The following is an 18,849-nucleotide window of genomic DNA, read 5'->3' as shown; positions in this document are numbered from 1 at the left end:
GTTTTTGTTTTTAGGAAATTTGGTATTTCTTTTGAATCTGCCAAAGTCGCATCTGGTAACAAAACCCACTAACGACAATGCTCGAAATTAAACCAATCCAGTAGGCGTACGGACCTAAGTTAGTGACATGATCTAAAAGGATCCCCAAGGGAATAGAGACACACCAGTAACTAAAGACTCCAAGTAGGAAAGGGACAGTTGTATCCTTGTAGCCTCGAAGAATCCCTTGAATCGGTGCTGCGACCGTATCTGCTATTTGGAACAGTAGGCTATAGGTCATAAAGATGGCTGTCTGATGAATAAATTCTGAGTCAGTTCCATAGAGTCCTGCCACTTGATAGCGATACAGATAGAGGAAAGTAAGGGTAAAGAAGGCAAATCCAAAGGCTGTCCAGCGTCCGATCCGACAATATTGGCGAACGACATCGGGACGACCAGCTCCAATCTCGTAGGATACAATAATAGCCATGGTATTGGAGATGCTAGCTGGAAAAGCGTACATGAGAGTTGAAAAATTCATGGCCGACTGGTGACTGGCGATGGTCATAGATGGGAATTTAGCCATGAGTAACCCTACTACAGAGAAGATAATCACTTCAGCAAACACAATTCCACCAATCGGTAAGCCCAATCGAATGGTCTCTTTCATCTCTTTGAGATTGAGAGGTTGAATCTTCCAAAGTTGGTAGATAGCTACTTTAGGGTGTTTGAAAAGGATCAAGAAAGCAATGATGAGGAGAACCCAGTAGGCCAAGGAGGTTCCTAATCCTGCTCCTGCTCCTCCTAACTCAGGTAGACCAAAAGCTCCATAGATCAGCATGTAGTTGAAACTTGCATTTAAAGGCAATAAGAGAAGCATGAGGTACATGGACAAGCGAGTGAGGCCCAAGGTATCCAGCAAGGAACGGACCACGCTAAAGAGTAAAAGAGGCAAAATCCCTAGAGACAGAAAGGCTAAATAATGGGTTGCAATCCCTGCTACGACACTTTCTAAACCGATTTTTCTTAAGACGACTGGTGCGATAACTAGTACAAAAACGATCAATAGGAGAGCCATCATGAAGGATAGATAAACGAATTGATAAAAATCAGAAGCGATTCGTTTTTTATTTCCCTGCCCTAAATGATGACCGATAATTGGTGTTAAAGCTGATACAATCCCTGTTAAGAAGGTGAAAAAGGGATTCCATAGACTAGTGGCAGTTGAGACTCCAGCTAAGTCCAAGGTATTGTATTGTCCCGTCATGGCTGTATCAACAAAGCTGGCTGAATAATTAGCCAATTGGTAGATTAAAATCGGCAAAAACAGACTGACAAACAAGCGCAAACGCTCTTTAAAGTGATGGGTTAGATACATGGTTCTGACTTTCTTCTAATCAAGTTGAATTTTTTCTCCTTCCACTCTACTATATGTTTCCTTAAAAGTCAAAAAAACCAAAGATCCAAGGATCTCCGGTTCATCTGTAATTAGTTTTTATGGCGGTTTAAAATAGCGTTGAGTACGATTGCCAAGACACTTGCGACGACAATCCCGTTAGCAAAGAACATTTTAAATTCACTTGGTAAGCCATTAAAAAGAGTGCTGTTGTTCAAGCCGACCCCTGCTGCAATTGATACAGCCGCGATGAGGAAATTGTGCTCATTGTGTTCGAAATCAACACGCGCAAGGATCTGCATCCCCTGAATAGATACAAAACCAAACATGACCAGCATCGCTCCACCAAGAACTGGGCTTGGGATGATTTGTGCTAAAGCTCCAAACTTTGGAAGGAGACCGAGTAGAACAAGGAAACCAGCCGCATAATAGATTGGAAGACGAGTCTTGATACCAGACAATTTCACTAAACCAACGTTTTGTGAGAATCCAGTGTAAGGGAAGGTGTTGAAGATACCACCAAGGAGAACGGCCAACCCTTCAGCGCGGTAGCCATTGCGAAGGCGCGTGCTAGTAATTGGATCTTTGGTAATATCAGAAAGAGCAAGATAGACACCAGTTGACTCGACCATGGAAACCGTCGCGATAATACACATCATCAAGATTGAGGTGATTTCAAACTTAGGGGCTCCAAAGAAGAAAGGTGTTGGAACATGAAGGATAGGGGCTTGTTCCACAGGTGTATAGTCTACCAAGCCCATAGAAGCTGCCATAGCAGTCCCTGCAATCAAGCCAATCAAAATCGAGATGGATTTGATAAAGCCAGTTGTATAGATGTTTACCACAAGAATGATAAGAATAGTGATCACGGCCAAGAGCAAACTTTGCACCGTTGGTTTGTCAGCATTATTGCCCATGTTACCAATGGCTACCGGAATCAATGTCAAACCAATGGTCGTAATGACAGATCCCGTCACAATGGATGGGAAGAGGTTGGCGATTTTCGAGAAGAATCCTGAGACCAGAACCACGTAAATCCCTGAAACAATCAAGGCACCAAACATGGCCCCACTACCATGGCTAGCCCCGATCATGCTGAGAGGTGCCACAGACTGGAAGGCAACCCCAAGGACCACTGGAAGACCAATTCCAAAGTGTTTATTGAGTTGGACTTGCAGGAAGGTCGCCACCCCACACATAAAGATATCTGTAGAGATGAGGTAGGTTAGCTGATGAGCATTGTAGCCCAAAGCTCCCGCGATCATGATCGGCACCAAAATAGAACCGGAATACATGGCCAATAAGTGCTGCAAGCCTAGAACAGCGGCCTGTGAATGGCTTTCTTGTTTTTGCATTAGATGTCTGCCTCCTTAAATACAACCTGACCATTTTCAAAACGGTCCAAACGCGCGAGGGATACAACTGGAAATCCCAACTCTTCTAATAATCCCCGTCCATCTTGGAAGGATTTTTCAATGACGATTCCAACGGCTTCCACTTGAGCACCAGCTTGTTCGATGATCTGAATCAAGCCCTTAGCTGCTTGGCCATTTGCAAGGAAATCATCAATGATCAAAACCTTATCCGCTGGATCTAAGAATTTACCAGCAATTGAAACCGTACTGGTGACTTGCTTGGTGAAGGAATAAACCTCAGCTGTCAAAATCCCCTCATTCATGGTGATGTTTTTCGCTTTCTTCGCAAAAATCATAGGGACATCCAGTGCTTCTGCTACATAAAGGGCTGGCGCGATCCCAGATGCTTCAATGGTGACGACTTTGGTAATACCCGCATCTTTGAACCGGTCCGCAAAGGTCTGGCCAATTTCTTTCATGAGTTTGAAATCCACTTGGTGGGTCAAAAAGGAGTCCACCTTGAGGATATTCTCACCTAAAACGTTGCCATCTTTTAAGATGCGTTCTTCAAGTAATTTCATACTTCCTCCTACTTTCTATAAAATCCGTTACTTCTTCACAAAACACAAAAAGGCCTGCAAAGCAAGCCTTGAATATCCTCTAACAAAAGGATTTATCTCGACTTACTTATTGTTAGGTGTTCCGGCACCTTGTAGAAACATCACGCCCATTCGTGAAATAAATAAGTAATTCAATTAGTGTGCATCGCCATTCCAGATGGAATTCTTAACGATCACATAGTCAACATGTTTCAAATCTGCTAATCTCCGGCCACCAGCATAAGAGATCGAACTTTGCAAATCTTGTTCCATTTCTGTCAAGGTATCTTGCAAATGACCCTTGGCAGGCAATAAAATCTTCTTGCCTTCGACGTTTTTATAAGCACCTTTTTGGTACTCTGAAGCAGATCCATAGTACTCTTTAAAAGACTCTCCATCGATTTCGACTGTTTTACCAGGACTTTCGATATGACCTGCAAAGAGAGAACCGATCATGACCATAGACGCCCCGAAACGAATCGATTTGGCGATATCGCCATGGGTCCGAATCCCACCGTCCGCAATGATTGGCTTACGCGCTGCTTTTGAGCACCAGCGAAGGGCAGCCAATTGCCAACCACCTGTACCAAATCCAGTCTTAACTTTGGTGATACAAACCTTACCAGGGCCGATTCCGACCTTAGTCGCATCAGCTCCCGCATTTTCCAATTCACGAACAGCCTCAGGTGTTCCGACATTTCCAGCAATGACAAAGGTATCTGGTAATTCTTTCTTGATGTGTTGGATCATTCGAATGACACTATCCGCATGACCATGTGCGATATCAATGGTAATGTACTCAGGCGCATCTGCCTTCAATTGACTCACAAAGTCGTATTCGTATTCTTTAACACCGACCGAAATCGAAGCGATCAAACCCTGCTCATGCATGCGTTTGACAAAAGGAATCCGACCTGCTTCATCAAAGCGGTGCATGATGTAGAAATAACCACCACGTGCCAACTGCTCTGCTACATTCTCATCCAAGATCGTCTGCATATTAGCTGGAACAACTGGTAGCTTGAAGGTATGCTTTCCAAATTGAATGGTCGTGTCTGCTTCAGACCGGCTATTGATGATACATTTGTTGGGAATCAACTGGATATCTTCATAGTCGAAAATAGGAAATTCATTTAACATAGATTGAAAAATCTCTTTTCTAAAAATTGACCTACCTATGCACACAAGCGCATCGCTACGTCTCTTGACGTTTCCTTGATAGATTATATCAAAGATACGGACTTAATGCAACGGGAATGATTTTATAGGAAATAATGTTCGGAAATTACAAGAATAAAACCTGTTTCAAACAGAGAAACAGGTTTTATTTATGAACATTTTGGAGCCAATTGTTGACTTCTCTAGCTACAATTTCTGGTGCCTCTGTATACAGTTCGTGCCCCAAGCCTTCTAGCAAGACTTGCTTGATCTTGGGATCTAGTTGATTCAGAGCTACTTTCCTCCATTCAGGTTCTTCTTGGTATCGAGGGCCAATAAAGAGGACAGACTGGTCCGAAAGTGGAATCTGGTAAGTCTTGATCTGACGCCGTAGACGCAATAAGGCCAAGACCTTTTCTAGATCCAGATTTAATTCATATTGTTCACTCGCTGGATTCCAGCGAGTGCTAGCCTCTACTGCTTTTCGCGCTATAGGAGTAGGATCTGCTCCATCACCGAATTCTGCTAACACGGCTTCTTCCAATGTCGAAAAGACTTGCTGCTGCATGAAGGACGATGTACCTTCTAGTTCTTCTTCAAGAGGCAGGATCTTTTCCATATCCAGATAGCCCCCATCCAAGAGAATCAGAGCCTGGATCTGAGGGAACGCTGCAGCAAGATAACGAGCCAAATCTCCACCCAAAGAATGCCCCAATAAACAGATCTCTTCCGCCTGGCCAATCTGACCTTGAAACCAAGCATGGAGATCTTTTTCTGTCTGAATCATTTCCCCGTAGGGATCTAGAAAGGTCACAGGAAAGCCAAGCTCTTCAATAAGCGGAGCCAGATGGTAGCTATTGCTACCTAGGCCACCAATAAAATAATATTGCATGTGTTTTGTCCTAACTGTTAAAATTCTAAAAACTATAAGTGATCTCGATGTTTTTCGTACCACTCCCTGTATTCTTTATACGTATGGATCGGAGTTTGCTCATTTGTTTTTGGATCTGTTGCAATAACATCTAATTTATCCTGACCAATTGGTGCAAACCAATGGCGCATATCTTGAAAAATAGCTTCCGGATCATTGTATTCTCCTTTGCGAACTACAATCCGTCCTCCTTTTTCTAATTTATCAAAGATTTCTGGAAACTCTTTGATAAAATTGAAAGAGTCATTCTTCAATCCGTTTTTATTTTTATTATAGCTTAGATAAAACGACCCCGTAATTCCGTTATTTTCTATAATATTATCTAAATTAGTGTAAAAGAAAGCAAAAACTTTATTACTACTTTTTGCTTGTTCCATTAACTTGTCTTCAGGAAGTGCCACTCCTATCTGCTCTGTATCAACATCTAAAGCAATCTCTTTCTTATCTTCCTTGTTTTCCTTATTCGTTATGGAAAAAACTAAATAATCTATCCCGTTAACTGTATAATCTCTTGTCGAGTAAAAATCCAATTTATAATCCTGATTATATTTTTGTATAAGTTTAACAACATCAATTCTCTTCGGAGGATTGTTTATATGATTGAGATCATAGACGTTTACGGATAATTCAACTAACCGACTGTTCCCTATGCCAACAAATTTTGCATTACTTGTGACAAAGTGATTGGATAAAACATCTGCCGGAATTGAGTTCTTTGTTTTATAGTATACATAGCGATTCTGAGATCCAAAAGTTTCTATTCTTTCCACCTTTGTTTTAACAATCTGTACTTCATAGTCTTCCTTCCACTGAACATATTTAGGCCAGGCGTAGGAATAAGCTGAGTAGGTAAAGAGAGCTAACAAAGCCAAACCCATAATCACCTTAGTTCGAAAGCTGAGGACCTTTAGGTATTTCATTCGATTCATATACTCCTATCTATTTTTAGCGATCAATCAATTCTTAGTTTTTTACACAAACTATTTCGATTAAACAAGGGGGTTTTGTATTACTCCGGTACTTCTATCTTCAAGCTCATATCTGTTCCTTGCAAAGACTTCTGAACAATTGTTAGAAAGGCTAAACCGTTGTCAGAATTTATCAAATTTTACTTTACTCCTTTTCTGGAAGTAGCAAAATCACTACAATCATTGTGATTTTCTCTGATAGTCCTCCAGCAAGGGAAGTAAATCTGCTCTCCAAGGAAATTTCTTTGTCAATTCTATACACGAAGTTCCCCTTGAACGTTCATATACATATGCCCCAGCGTTTAAAAGAGCTTTGTACAAAGGAAGTAAATCTTCAGTAGAGGCTTTCAATGTTGCAATTGCATATGATAGAGGTGTTCCACCATGAGAATCCTTCACATTCACATCTGCTCCATTCTGTATAAGAAATTCTGCTTCCTCAAAGAGATATTTTGGATCAGCAGGCCAATTTGCTTTTGCAGAACCTAAAAGTAAGTGAAGAGCAGTGCTCATTCTTTTTGATTGATGATTTACATCAATTCCTTGATGAATCAAATATTCTGCAATTTGCATTCTATCAGGATAATTACTAGATTCGGTATATAGTAACTCTAACATAGAAAGACTATCATTTGTAAATTCTTGATGAATCTCCCCATTATAGTATTTCTGAAATGATTTTAAATCTGCATTTCTAATAGACGACTCTAAATCATAAACTCTCATTATTTCTACCATATTCATACTCCTTTATTATATCAAGGAGCCCACTTCTCCAAGAATATTCTTCCGCATAGTCTAGACACGATTTGCCCGATTTATTTTTTTATCATACCTTCTATCCCTTTGAAAAGAATTTCTGAAATAGCCTCTGGATAGCCTTCATAACCATTCTGTTCTGAAAGGGCGTCGATGATATTTCTAATTTGGCCATCCAATATAATGGTTACAGCAGGAACAAGTTCATCTGAACCCTCTTTTTTAAACATTTCTTGCATAATTGATACTTTGTTACTCATATTTTCTCCAATCTGATTTCAAATTTTTCTCTTATTTCTTTCCCGGTGTGTCATGATATCAGCGAATCGTGTTGTGATTGGTAATCTGCTATCTTTTGTCACAAATTCTAAAACAAATTCCCGGGTTGTTTCCAGATCAATCCAATTCCCACAAGAAATACAGATTGGTTTGACATCTTGATGAGTCCGTAAAACTTGCCCATAAATTTCACCGTCTTTTACAATATTTGTATAAGCTCCCTCACGATTTTCAGGGACGGTATATTGTGCGCCGTCAATATGGTAATAGTTTTTAGCGACGCCAATCGTCGGCTTATTTAAGTAGAAAGAAGCGTGTGTCGCTATCCCCATATTGCGCGGATGCAAATATCCATTTCCATCAAACATATACAAATCTGGTATAACACCTAAAAGTTTTACTGCCTCTAAAATCAAAGGTAACTCTCGAAAAGCTAAATAACTAGGAAGATAAGGAACATGGATTTCGTCAGAGTAACTCACTTCCTCCAACACTTCCATAGTTTTACGGTTGATCACAACGATACAAGCGACACCATATTCCTTGTCTCCTTCTTTCCAATAAGCAAGGTCCACTCCTGCCACATATTGGATACCAGAGGGAATGAAATGATTCGTTAAGTCAATCTGAGACCTCAATCGATTTTGTTCTATTTCAAAGTCATGTCTCGTTTCGATAAATCAACACCCCACTTCCTTGCTCTCTCAATATCTGCCTCAGTCGGTTCTAATTTTTCATCGATAATATGGCCAGCCTCATCGTACTCAATATAAGTTACTCTTGCCCCTAAAACACAATATGTCTGTGATTTTAATGCGCCGTTTTCATAGTATTTCTTTTGAAGCCCATCAGCCGCACCGCAATCTTGAGGATTGATGCTTTCAATATTTCCATTAGGATAAAACCATACATTCATTCCATGACGGAGCCCATCTTTAATATAGCCATAATACTCTAATTTACCATCTGGGTATAAATCATAAGCTAAACCTGTAAATGGAATTTCTTCGCCAGATTCATTCTCAGAAACAATCTGCTAACAATACCATCCACCCCAATCAAGCTCTTCTTCAAAACAAATACCATTTTGAAGCACTTCTTCTTTTGTTAAAATCTTATCTTCCATCATTTTTCAACCTTAGAATTCATTTTATAGCGTTCCTTCAGTAACCAAGTCATAAGGAAAATACGGAAGTCCTTCTAACTGTTTATAATCCAATCTCTTCAATTTGCAGAGAGCGCCTGATTCAAAGGACCAGTAACCATAATAATTATCAATATTCTCTTTATGCAAGTCATACCAACCAGTATCCCGATGTCCAGGATACCATTTCTTGGTCACATATTCTTTAAGCAATTTTAGAGCCTGTTCAGAATCCTCTTCTTCAATAATTTTTCTGGTAAAACCATAAGGCTTTGGAAAATTATAATTCAATCGAATCTTCCACTCTGGATGACGAGATTGAATCAAGTAATCGATCAAATAATCCTCTGGATCATCCTTTTTGACTAAGCTAACTAACTGATCAAAAATCTCCTCATCAATCTCTAACAGAATACCAATAGAAAGAGCCCAAATCATTTGAAGATAGCCAGAATTGCTCTGCCAAACTGGAAGAAGGCTATTAACAAAATTAATATATTCCTCCTTAAAATCTTCAATTGGATAACCTGCCGTATAGGTAGCTACTAGAACTTTTTCAGTTAATACTTTAATTGTCCTCTTTGTATTTGCAATAACTTTGTCATTTGTTAGCTTGTATCTTTGAACTCCTTCCTCATTATCTTTTATTAGATTTTGAATTTTTTCTTGCTTTTCGTTTATTGTTTTCTTTTCAAAATCAATTATTTTTAGTATTTTATCGCTCGTTGTTATTTCATCTCTTAAAATCATTATTTACTCCTATGGATTTATATGTGCTTTATCCTATTGATCCGTAGTTCATCTTAATCTATTCCACCTTCCGCAACCAAATCATATGGAAAATACGGAAGCCCTTCTAACTGTTTATAATCCAATTCCTTCAATTTGCAGAGCGCGCCTGATTCAAAAGACCAGTAGCCATAATAATTATCAATGTTGTACTTATGCAAGTCATACCAACCAGTATCCCGATGTCCAGGATACCATTTCTTAGTTACATATTCTTTCAGCAGTTTGAGGGCCTGTTCAGAATTTTCTTCCTCTATAATCTTTCGGGTAAAGCCATAAGGTCTTGGGAAATTATAGTTTATCCGAATTGTCCATTCTGGATGACGAGACTGGATAAGGTAATCGATCAAATAGTCCTCTGGATCATCTTTCCTTACCAAATCTACCAATTTTTCAAAAGTCATTTCATCAATCTCTAACAAAATACCAATGGAAAGGGCCCATAGCATCTCATCATATCCCGAATTACTATGCCAAACAGGGACAAGGCTATCGACAAATGTAAGGTACTCTTCTTTGAATTTTTCAATAGGATAACCTGCAGTGTAGGTGGCTATCATTTTCCTTTCTTGATAAATAGAAATATCTTCTTTAGTTAGTCTAATAACTTCTTCAATTGGACGTTTATAAGGATTAATCCCTTGCTTAAGTTGGTCTAACTCTTGTAACCATTCTTTAATCATCATTTCATTAAATGTAATGAGTTCATTAATTTTTTCTTCTATAAAGATATTATCCCTTTTCATCATTTTTCTCCTTTTGGTATTTGTAACTTTTTTTCGCGTTGTGTGACCAAAAAAATTTAAAAATATCTTCTGTATTAATCACTACTGGATAATTATTTTACAGCCCCTTGTATATTACTCAGTCAGGCCACACAAATAAACTGTCGTTCTACTCCCTACTATCATACCGAAATACAGTTTGAAGTTCAAGTTAGTCACTAGCTAGGGGAAATAGATACACAAAAAGAGACCACAAGGGTCTCTTAGAATGTAAATAAACTATTATAAAGTAGAATAAGGTGATAAAATATCGAAACTTTCCGCTGTGGGAAAAGTGCCTGAAACAATAACGTTTCAGGCACTCGGAATTATTGAGACCTTAGGCTCAATAATTAGTCATGGAACTTCGAAGAAGTTCGCTGACGTCCGTACTCACCTAAGGAAAGTTTTTGATACGACTTGTCTTCAATCTCAGACCGTTGAGCTCTCTCCTGCTATTTGCTTTCTTCTAAATAAACAGGACACAAAAAAATCCACTCACTTGAGGTGAAATGGATTGTTTCTTTATTAACGGTTCAACAAGAAATTGAACAATTTTTCGACAATTTTTACGACCAACCAGCATAAGAATCCGATATAGGTAAAATAGAAAATGAGTGACAAAATCGTAATAATCATGGTTTCCTCCTTCGTCGATTGCAAGTCCTTGTCTTATTATACCTTTTTATGCAATCGAACTCAATAGAATTTTGAAAATTGTCTGATTATTCTTTTTCTTTCTTGTCTTCTTTTGCGTCTTGATCAGCTTCTTCACTGCCTTTATTGACAGCTGTCTTAAATTCAGCAAACATTTTGCCGATAGACTGGCCCAATTCAGGCAGGCGTTTTGGTCCAAAAATCAAAAGGGCACCCAGGATGATGATGATCAAACCTGGTGCTCCAATATCACGTAAAATTCCCATTAGTTTCTCCTTTTTCTCGAATAGATGACTTTACTGATGGCGACACTCACTTCAAATAAGAGGATCAAAGGGAGCGTCATGGCCAAGTCACTGATAAAGTCTGCAGGGGTTAGCACGACGGCTAAGACCAGCAGGACAAAGTAAGCATAACGACGGTAGGTGATTAAAAATTGTGGTGTCAACAGCCCAATTGAGGTCAGAAAAGCGACTAAAACTGGTAACTCGAACAAGACTCCTAAAGGCAGGGTGGTGTGCAATAAGAAGGTTAAATAATTTTGCGCCGTCAATTGGGTATCAAACAGTCCTTCTCCCAAGCGCATCAAGACCTCTAAAATCGCAGGGCTGACAAAGAAATAACCAAATGCAAGCCCCAGCACAAAGCAAATAAAGCTAGCTGGGATGTAGGCAAAGACTGCACGCGCCTCCTTCTCCCTCAAAGCCGGCCTCACAAATTGCCAAATCTGGTAGACAATAAAGGGCAGGGTCAGGCTAAAGGCTGTGAGATTGGCCAGCGAAACATAGATCCAGAGGATATCATTTGGCCCTAGTACCAGCAGTTTTTGATGGAGGCTAGCCGTCAATACTTGGTAGAGTTCTCCAGCAAAAACAAAGGCTACGATGAAGACGATAATATAACACAAGACAACCGCGATCAATCGTTTTCGAAATTCGACCAAGTGCTCGACAATGGTCATTTTATCTGCTCTACTCTTTGCCATGTTGTCTCACCGTGATAAGGGCGATCAGGGCCACAAAGAGTAGTTGAGGAAGAAGAACTTCCCAGCTTGGATAGATACCCGCCCAATCAATGGTAGGAAGTCCATTGACCAAATGACTAGGTAGAATATTGGTCAACTGTAGGGCGTGGATGCTGACACCGAGCATCTTGAAGGCCAAGGCGTAAATCAACCACGTCAGAATGAAAAAGATTCGATGAGGTTGGATCGCTTGACTGGCCTTGGTCATCGCCACTGCAATGATGATGAGAACGGCTATGGCAAGCCCGATTCCTAGTATGAAATGAGCGGTTGTAATCCGTGGAATGATCCCAACATAGAAGAGAATGGTCTCAGCCCCTTCACGAAAGACTGCTAAGAAACTGAGGGCAAACATAGAGACAAAACTTCCTGTAGCCGTTACCGTCTTCATCTGACGGTCCATAAAGGCATTCCACTGTTTGACAGAGGACTTGCTGTGTAGCCAAATTCCTACGAGGATCATCATGACTACAGCGAAAATCCCAACGCCCCCTTCAATGATTTCCCGGTTAGACCCCGAAGTCACAGCTGGAAAAGCTACTTGCAAAACAAGAGCGATCGCTGCACTGGCAAGAACACCAGCAAGAGCTCCACCATAGACCCATTTGAGGCCTTTCCTCATCTTAGCAGCCTTAAGGGTCGTCACAAGAGCCATGACGATCAGAAGCGCTTCTACTCCTTCACGCAGAAGAATCAACATAGCATCAAAAGCGTTGTAAGAAGCTGTCGTATCGATCGCAGAAAGGTCCCTGATCAAGGCTTGTAATTTCTCTTGGTAGGTCTTTTCTGTCCCCTTAACCATAATGACCGGGGATTCACTCTCTACGCGCGTGTAGAGACTTGGATTGGTCGTGCTGACATCCCCCTCGATAGTTGGCCAGATGGTGATGAACTGCTTCATAGTTGCTGCAGCAGATTTATCGTCGCCGGATTGGAATTGGTTTTGCGCCTTCTCCAAAAGCTTGATCCCATCTTTCAGTGTCAAATCCGTACTAGCACTGCTAATCGCTTCTCCTTTTACAAAGGCATCAATCCCATTTTTGAGGTCATCATAGGAGGACTGGATGCTGGTGAAGTCAGTAGGCTCTGTTTCAATGCTACTACGTAAGAGCGAAATGGCCGTCTCGATTTTGCCATAGTAGGCTGTGCTATGATCCCTTACCACTGCTTCGTTTCGTGTCCAGGTATTATTGAGATCTGCATAGGTTTGACGGGTTTTATCCAGATCCTTAGCTGTAATGGCATCTTGTAAGTTCTTAAAATAAGGAGCGAGGCGACTAACGAGTTTGTCTTTTTCCGCCTCTAAATCGATCGGATTTTGCTCTTTTTCAAAAGCTAGCAAGGCTGATGAGATCTTAGTGAGATCCTCTTTGGTTACCTCCCCTTTTATAGCTAGAGCTTGGCTAACTTTTTTTCCTGCCTTGGAATCATGGTGGTCCTTGGTTTTAAAATCAGCCTGAATCTCAGCGATCAATTCCTTGGCCTTATCCTGGTTTTTATTTTCTACAGCGGTTGTTGCATCTGTGATCTTGATAAAGAGATCGCTATAAGATTCCGCAGCCACTGGATGAGTCCAGAACAAGGCAAGAATGCCGAACAAGATCAAGAGTTTATTCAAAGAGTGCTTGACCAAGGTAGCCTCCTTTCTCTACGCCTGCAAAGCAAGCAAAGAGTCCACTTCCAATATGGGTGATGTACTCGTTCATTTTATCCACTGCACCTAGATTGGTTTGGATTTTAACAAAACTGTTTGGATCTTTTTGAAAGGCGATAAAAATCAAGCCTGCATCAAATTGCCCAGTCTGTTCATTGATGCCATCTGAATAAGAATAGGAACGCCGTAAAATCGGACGATCCACTTCTTTGGCCAAACGGACATGTGAATCAACTGGTAGTTTAGATAAATCTACTTCATCAAATTCGTTGGTTTTCCCAAATGGAGCCCCTGACTCCTTGTAGCGACCAAAAGTATTTTCCTGCTCTTGCAAATTGGTCCGGTCCCAAGTTTCCAAGTGCATTTGGACTAGGCGAAGAGCCATATAGGAACCACCCTTCATCCAGTCCTTACTGTCAGTCCAGACGACCTTATCAAAGTCCTTCTCCGTCGTGACATTTGCTGTTCCATCTTTAAAGCCAAAGAGGTTACGCGGCGTTTCTTTTCTGTCACCAATCGCCGCAAAACCGGACTTACTCCACTTCATGGTGATGGTATTGCGACCTTTGCGGATGAGATTTCGCACCGCATGAAAGGCTACTTGCTCATCGTCGGCACAGGCCTGGATGACGATATCGCCACCTGTGTATTTGTCCTGCAACTGCTCCTTTGGAAATGGAGGCAAATCACGAAAGAGCTTGGGACGTTTGGATTCTAAACCAAGTTTTTTAAGAAAATCAGCCGAAACTCCAAAAGTCAGGCTCAAGCGATAGGGGTTGAGTCCTACTGTTTCACCTGTATCTGTTGGCGGCAAGAGGGCATTAGCACCATTTTTTTTAACCAAATGCCCTTCGACTAATTTACTACTATAGTCGGTCCAATCTTTAAAAAGCTGGATGACTTCTTTTTTGTCCGTCGTGTGAAGATCCAGCACCACCAAGTAGCAAGCCTTCTGCATGGCCGTCGTAATCCCTGCTTGATGCTTGCCATAAAAGGAGATGTCTTCATCCCCATCATAAGCTTTTTTACTGGAACTGTCTTGATTAGCGAAAAAAGCAGATGCACCAGAGAGGCCTAGTGCTAGACCGGCCCCTCCAATACCTGCTTTTTTAAGAAATTCACGACGGTCCATTTTTTTATCTAAAAATTTTTCGTCAGCCATTTTTCTTATTTCCCATCTAAAATCACACCCATTTGAGACAAAGGTTCACCAAGTTTGGTCACCGCTTCGGCCAATTCCTTGGTATCTTCCTTGGTCAAATCTGTGTAAGACTTGTAATTTGTTTCATCAGTCATGTGTTTGTCCAATAAATCATTGACATTTTTGAATTCTGCTTCCAAGGTTTTAACCAACTTGGCATCTTTTTTCTCAATCAAAGGTTTAAAGAGAGAGAAAATCTTTTCAGCTCCTTCAATATTGGCACGGAAGTCGTACAGATCTGTATGAGAGAAGACTTCTTCTTCACCCGTGATCTTTTGCGTTGCTACTTCATTTAGCAGATCAACAGCCCCAGTTAGCATCACATCAGGAGTCACATCAACGGTTGCGATCTTAGCTTTCAACTCCTTGATATCGTTCACCAGTTGGTCTGCATATTTTTCTGTGCCATCTGTGGTATTGTTTTCCCAAAGGATGCGCTCAATCCGGTGAAAGCCAGACCAGCCTTCTTCTGATTTATTTTCATCCACATAGTCCACCAAACGATAGTCAATCTTCACATCAGACTCCCCAAAGGTTTCAGCAATCGGTTCTGAGCGTTCATAGGCCATGCGGATCAGGGGATATTGTTTTTTAGCTTCTTCCAAATTCCCAGCTTTTAGGGTATCTCGGAAACCTTCTGTATCCTTGAGCAATTGGTCGATTTGCATTTCGACAAAGTCTTTGTATTCAGCTGTCGCATTGTCCAAGGTCTTCTGGTCAGCCTTTGACAACTGCATCGTTGAGCTGGTTTGCGTCTTTTGACTCGACTGTTTGCTAGTAGAATTTGCACACCCTGCTAAAAGAGCAACACTCAATAAGAGTAGACTATATTTTTTCATGAAAGACTTCTCCTCTTTTGTTCTTGGACTTATTTTACCAGAAGTTTTCTCATTTTTCAACAATTGTCTGAAAATTTAATAATAGAAAGACTTTTCTAAGAAACTGTCTTTTACAAAAGAATATCCTTGACTCGTCCAATTTCAGATTCTTTCACCACCACAAAGATGCTATCACCTAGATACAAGCGGGTCGCACCATTGACCGTATAGCTCTTACCACTTCGCATTTGCGTAGTAATTAAAATATCTTGAGGAAGTTCGAGTTCATGAACTTGTTTCCCTGCAATCTTTTCGGATACAGGAATCTCAATCAAGGTCAACTCTCCTTCTTCTTGCGCCTTATCAGGTAAGAGTTGCTCCAGCATGGCTTCATAGACTGGTGCTCCATGGAAGAGATCCATGATCATGTAAGCCAGCAAGGTGACCATTCCCAGTGGCATTAAACTACGAATATCACCGACCATCTCTGTTACCAAAATCATAGCTGTTAAAGGAGCTTTCGAAATAGCCCCAAAATACCCACTCATTCCTAAAATAATGAAGAGAGGTAATTGATTTTGAGAGATAAAGCCAATGTTTTGGAGGAAAGTTCCAACGATCGCACCTAAAAGAGATCCTAAAGCTAGAATGGGCAAGAAAATTCCGCCAGGTAGACCACTACCATAACTCAACATACTCCAGATAAAACGGATCATAAAATAGAGAAGGATCGATAGAACTGGATACGGTACTCGAGCTAAATCCAAAACCAATTGGTTCCCGCCACCAAGAATTTGTGGAAGGAAATAGCCGATTGGAATAATCAAGACAAAGGCAAATAAGGAAGAGTAATGAGAAGGAACATGAAAAATCTTCTCAAGTAAACGATACAATCGACCGATATTCAGCACCACTACTTCATATACATAGCCTGCTGCTCCCAAAAAGACCCCAAGAAAAAGATAAATCCAATACTGGGAGAGAGGAAGAGGAGGAATATTTTGTGGCATATGGAGAACTGGCGTTTGACCAAAGATATTGAGTGAAATGAAGTTAGCAGTCAAACTAGCCGCAAGGGTTGAAATCCAAAAAAAACGTGAAAAATGATGGTAGACCTCTTCGACTACAAATAAGAGCCCCGCTATCGGTGCATTAAAGGCTGCAGCAAGACCTGCAGCGGCACCACTCGCAATCAATGAGCGCTCCTCTACTGGGCTGACCTTCAAATGATGAGCGATACCTTTTCCTCCCATAGCCCCTAATTGAATACTAGGACCTTCACGACCAAGCATCAGGCCACTACCGATAGCTAAAATCCCTAGGATGTACTTCTTCCATAAGGTATCCCACCAACTTACGGCCAAGAGGCCCTTAAGTTCTGCTTCTACTTGCGGTATTCCGGATCCCTTGATATCCCAATTGGAGCGAATCAGGCGACCTGCTAGAAGTACGATCAAGACATACACACCAAGCATTGCTAAAAAATAGAGAGGATGACGAGGCATTTCCGTGTAAACCCCTTGAACAAAATGAAAAGTATGTTCGATCAAGAAGCGAAAACTTGAGACAATGCATCCTACCACAATCCCAACCAGAACACCTCTGACAATATGTGCCACAATCGAACTAGAGGCAAAATGAAATTCCTTTTTTAAATCTTCTTCTTTTTCAGACATTCCCTAACTCCTTCACATTCTAATCTTCTTTATTATACCTCATTTCACCGCCTCTGAATACATGAAATAAAATAAAAAACAGAACTAGTCCACTACTAGTCCTGTTTAAAATTCATTATTCAGCAGTTAAAGCTGCCATTGTGATGTAGTTGTATGGTTTATTGAAGTGTGGCAAGAAGAACAAGTCAGTCAAAGCCAATTTATCAATTGTCACGTGTTCTTGAATCGCAAGTGAGAACATATGAATTCCCATTGAGATTGCACTATCACGTGATACCATTTGAGCACCAAGAATTTGACGGTTGTCTTTATTGTAGACAATCTTGATTCCAACTTCATGGTTATCGTGTTTGATAAATTCAGGTTTTTGTAGGTCGTTGAATCCTGTTTCACCAGCGTTGAAACCAGCAGCTTTTGCTTTTTCAAGTGTCAAACCAGTTGAAACCATGTGAAGGCCGTAGATAGAGATACCGTTAGAACCTTGAACACCGATTCCTTCCAATTCGTGACCAGTTGCGTTGTAAGCACCCACAATACCAGAACGAACAGCATTAGATGCAAGAGCGATGTAACTCATTTCATCACGCGCATTGTCGTAGATTGTCGCACAGTCACCAACAGCGTATACACCTGGAAGTGAAGTTTCTTGCTTCTTATCAACAAGGAAGGCACCATTGCGGAAGAGTTCGATCTTACCATCAGCAAGAGCTGTGTTAGGGCGGAAACCAACTGCCAAGATCACCATATCTACATCGAAAGTTTCTTTGTCAGTCACAAGGCGTTCCACTTTACCATTTCCTTCAACCGCTTGAACAGTTTGTCCAAGAGCCAAACGAATATTGTTGTCTTCCAAGTTCTTCGCCATGATGTCTGTAAAGTCTTTGTCGTAGTATCCGTTCAAGACAGTATCCACGATATCAACCAAGACAACGTCTTTGCCAAGACGCTCGAAAGCTTCAGCTAACTCAACACCGATGTACCCACCACCAACTACGGCAATGCGGTTTAAGTGTTTGCTGTTGTCTTTCAATTTTTCAATAACTTCTTCAGCATTTTGGTACAATTTTACAAATTGAAGGTTTTCAAGAGTCGCCTTGAACTCACGGTTACCAGGAACAATTTCAACTCCTTTGATCGGAGGAATGATTGGTGTTGAACCAGTCGCAAAGATCAATTTTTCGTATGATTCTTTGTGTTCTTTCCCGTCAACTTCCGCTGTCACAACTTTTTTGTCATAATCGATTGAAAGAACAGGTGAGTTCATATACACTTTTGCACCTTTAGCTTCCAATTTTTCTTTGTCAGAGTAGAAAAGACCTTCAGGACCATCGATTTGTTCACCGATCCAAAGCGCCATTCCGCAACCAAGGAATGAAATGTTAGAGTTTTGGTCGAAAACTACAATTTCATTTTCATATCCAAAATTATCTAACATAGTGTTGATACATGCTGTTCCGGCGTGGTTTGCCCCTACAACAACGATTTTACTCATAGAAAAAATCCTACCTTTAATTTAATTTACCTCTTGAGTATATCATAAAAATGGTATCGTTTACAATGATTTTGCTTAAATTTGTGATTTTTTTTTCAAATTAAAAAGAAATATAGATTTCACATACTGTAAAAAAAGTCAAATAATATGCTTAAAACGATTGTGAAAACGATATCTTTTTGATATACTGTAAGTAAGTGAAAATA

At 40.6% G+C, this 18,849-nt stretch carries 19 protein-coding genes, 2 pseudogenes and 1 riboswitch; all 21 genes and pseudogenes read right to left on the bottom strand.

All coding sequences use genetic code 11. The features are described from left to right. Positions 1-10: 10 nt before the first annotated feature. Positions 11-1,357 (bottom strand): MATE family efflux transporter, encoded by a 1,347-nt coding sequence (locus tag HMPREF9186_RS01240; protein WP_009731017.1) that lies wholly within the window; start codon positions 1,355-1,357, stop codon positions 11-13. Between the two features lie 110 nt (positions 1,358-1,467). After that, positions 1,468-2,730 (bottom strand): nucleobase:cation symporter-2 family protein, encoded by a 1,263-nt coding sequence (locus HMPREF9186_RS01235; RefSeq protein WP_009731016.1) that lies wholly within the window; start codon positions 2,728-2,730, stop codon positions 1,468-1,470. Beyond that, complete coding sequence (locus tag HMPREF9186_RS01230) at positions 2,730-3,311, bottom strand: xanthine phosphoribosyltransferase (RefSeq protein WP_009731015.1); 582 nt, start codon at positions 3,309-3,311, stop codon at positions 2,730-2,732. The genes HMPREF9186_RS01235 and HMPREF9186_RS01230 overlap by 1 nt, the downstream gene beginning before the upstream one ends. Before the next feature lie 89 nt (positions 3,312-3,400). Further along, a riboswitch (purine riboswitch) is annotated at positions 3,401-3,496 on the bottom strand. Beyond that, on the bottom strand, positions 3,486-4,469 hold the full coding sequence (guaC, locus tag HMPREF9186_RS01225; protein WP_009731014.1) for a GMP reductase: 984 nt from the start codon (positions 4,467-4,469) through the stop codon (positions 3,486-3,488). It overlaps the preceding riboswitch by 11 nt. Before the next feature lie 184 nt (positions 4,470-4,653). Continuing rightward, entirely contained in the window at positions 4,654-5,379 is a 726-nt protein-coding gene (locus HMPREF9186_RS01220; protein WP_009731013.1) for an alpha/beta fold hydrolase, read from the bottom strand. A 32-nt stretch (positions 5,380-5,411) separates the two neighbouring features. Beyond that, positions 5,412-6,347, bottom strand: a complete 936-nt coding sequence (locus HMPREF9186_RS01215) for a hypothetical protein (RefSeq protein WP_232198421.1) — start codon at positions 6,345-6,347, stop codon at positions 5,412-5,414. 80 nt (positions 6,348-6,427) lie between these two features. Then, positions 6,428-6,514: pseudogene (locus HMPREF9186_RS11720) on the bottom strand (DUF6572 domain-containing protein); the annotation flags it as partial. A 52-nt stretch (positions 6,515-6,566) separates the two neighbouring features. After that, positions 6,567-7,124 carry an ankyrin repeat domain-containing protein gene (locus HMPREF9186_RS01210; protein ID WP_009731011.1) on the bottom strand — a complete coding sequence of 186 codons (558 nt, stop codon included), beginning with the start codon at positions 7,122-7,124 and terminating at the stop codon, positions 6,567-6,569. Continuing rightward, positions 7,099-7,212: pseudogene (locus HMPREF9186_RS11715) on the bottom strand (ankyrin repeat domain-containing protein); the annotation flags it as partial. The pseudogene HMPREF9186_RS11715 and the gene HMPREF9186_RS01210, both read right to left, overlap by 26 nt. Further along, positions 7,205-7,405, bottom strand: coding sequence for a hypothetical protein (locus tag HMPREF9186_RS01205; RefSeq protein WP_009731010.1), 201 nt, complete (start codon positions 7,403-7,405; stop codon positions 7,205-7,207). The pseudogene HMPREF9186_RS11715 and the gene HMPREF9186_RS01205, both read right to left, overlap by 8 nt. An 18-nt stretch (positions 7,406-7,423) precedes the next feature. Continuing rightward, positions 7,424-8,062 (bottom strand): endonuclease V, encoded by a 639-nt coding sequence (locus tag HMPREF9186_RS01200; protein ID WP_009731009.1) that lies wholly within the window; start codon positions 8,060-8,062, stop codon positions 7,424-7,426. An 11-nt stretch (positions 8,063-8,073) separates the two neighbouring features. After that, on the bottom strand, positions 8,074-8,340 hold the full coding sequence (locus HMPREF9186_RS11595) for a hypothetical protein (protein ID WP_009731008.1): 267 nt from the start codon (positions 8,338-8,340) through the stop codon (positions 8,074-8,076). A gap of 234 nt (positions 8,341-8,574) precedes the next feature. Next, a complete protein-coding gene (locus HMPREF9186_RS01190) occupies positions 8,575-9,318 on the bottom strand; it encodes a PoNe immunity protein domain-containing protein (RefSeq protein ID WP_009731006.1) in 744 nt (247 codons plus the stop codon). Positions 9,319-9,371: 53 nt separating this feature from the next. After that, positions 9,372-10,106: a PoNe immunity protein domain-containing protein gene (locus HMPREF9186_RS01185; protein ID WP_037613854.1), complete on the bottom strand. Its 735-nt coding sequence runs from the start codon at positions 10,104-10,106 to the stop codon at positions 9,372-9,374. 740 nt (positions 10,107-10,846) lie between these two features. Continuing rightward, positions 10,847-11,044 carry a Sec-independent protein translocase subunit TatA/TatB gene (locus tag HMPREF9186_RS01180; RefSeq protein WP_009731003.1) on the bottom strand — a complete coding sequence of 66 codons (198 nt, stop codon included), beginning with the start codon at positions 11,042-11,044 and terminating at the stop codon, positions 10,847-10,849. Beyond that, positions 11,044-11,763, bottom strand: a complete 720-nt coding sequence (gene tatC / locus HMPREF9186_RS01175) for a twin-arginine translocase subunit TatC (RefSeq protein ID WP_037613852.1) — start codon at positions 11,761-11,763, stop codon at positions 11,044-11,046. Before tatC ends, HMPREF9186_RS01180 begins: the two co-directional genes overlap by 1 nt. Beyond that, positions 11,750-13,435, bottom strand: coding sequence for an FTR1 family iron permease (locus HMPREF9186_RS01170; protein WP_009731001.1), 1,686 nt, complete (start codon positions 13,433-13,435; stop codon positions 11,750-11,752). Before HMPREF9186_RS01170 ends, tatC begins: the two co-directional genes overlap by 14 nt. Then, entirely contained in the window at positions 13,413-14,618 is a 1,206-nt protein-coding gene (gene efeB / locus HMPREF9186_RS01165) for an iron uptake transporter deferrochelatase/peroxidase subunit (protein ID WP_009731000.1), read from the bottom strand. Before efeB ends, HMPREF9186_RS01170 begins: the two co-directional genes overlap by 23 nt. A 5-nt stretch (positions 14,619-14,623) precedes the next feature. After that, positions 14,624-15,496: an iron uptake system protein EfeO gene (gene efeO / locus HMPREF9186_RS01160; RefSeq protein WP_009730999.1), complete on the bottom strand. Its 873-nt coding sequence runs from the start codon at positions 15,494-15,496 to the stop codon at positions 14,624-14,626. Positions 15,497-15,606: 110 nt separating this feature from the next. Then, positions 15,607-17,151, bottom strand: a complete 1,545-nt coding sequence (locus tag HMPREF9186_RS01155; protein ID WP_009730998.1) for a ClC family H(+)/Cl(-) exchange transporter — start codon at positions 17,149-17,151, stop codon at positions 15,607-15,609. Between the two features lie 115 nt (positions 17,152-17,266). After that, the gene (gene nox / locus HMPREF9186_RS01150; protein ID WP_009730997.1) at positions 17,267-18,643 is read right to left on the bottom strand and encodes a H2O-forming NADH oxidase; all 1,377 of its coding nucleotides are present in this window, start codon (positions 18,641-18,643) and stop codon (positions 17,267-17,269) included. Between the last annotated feature and the right edge of the window lie 206 nt (positions 18,644-18,849).

The organism is Streptococcus sp. F0442 (assembly GCF_000314795.2).
Classification (GTDB): Bacteria; Bacillota; Bacilli; order Lactobacillales; family Streptococcaceae; genus Streptococcus.
Note: the sequence above shows the minus strand (reverse complement) of the source record. Positions and strands in the feature narration are given on the sequence as shown.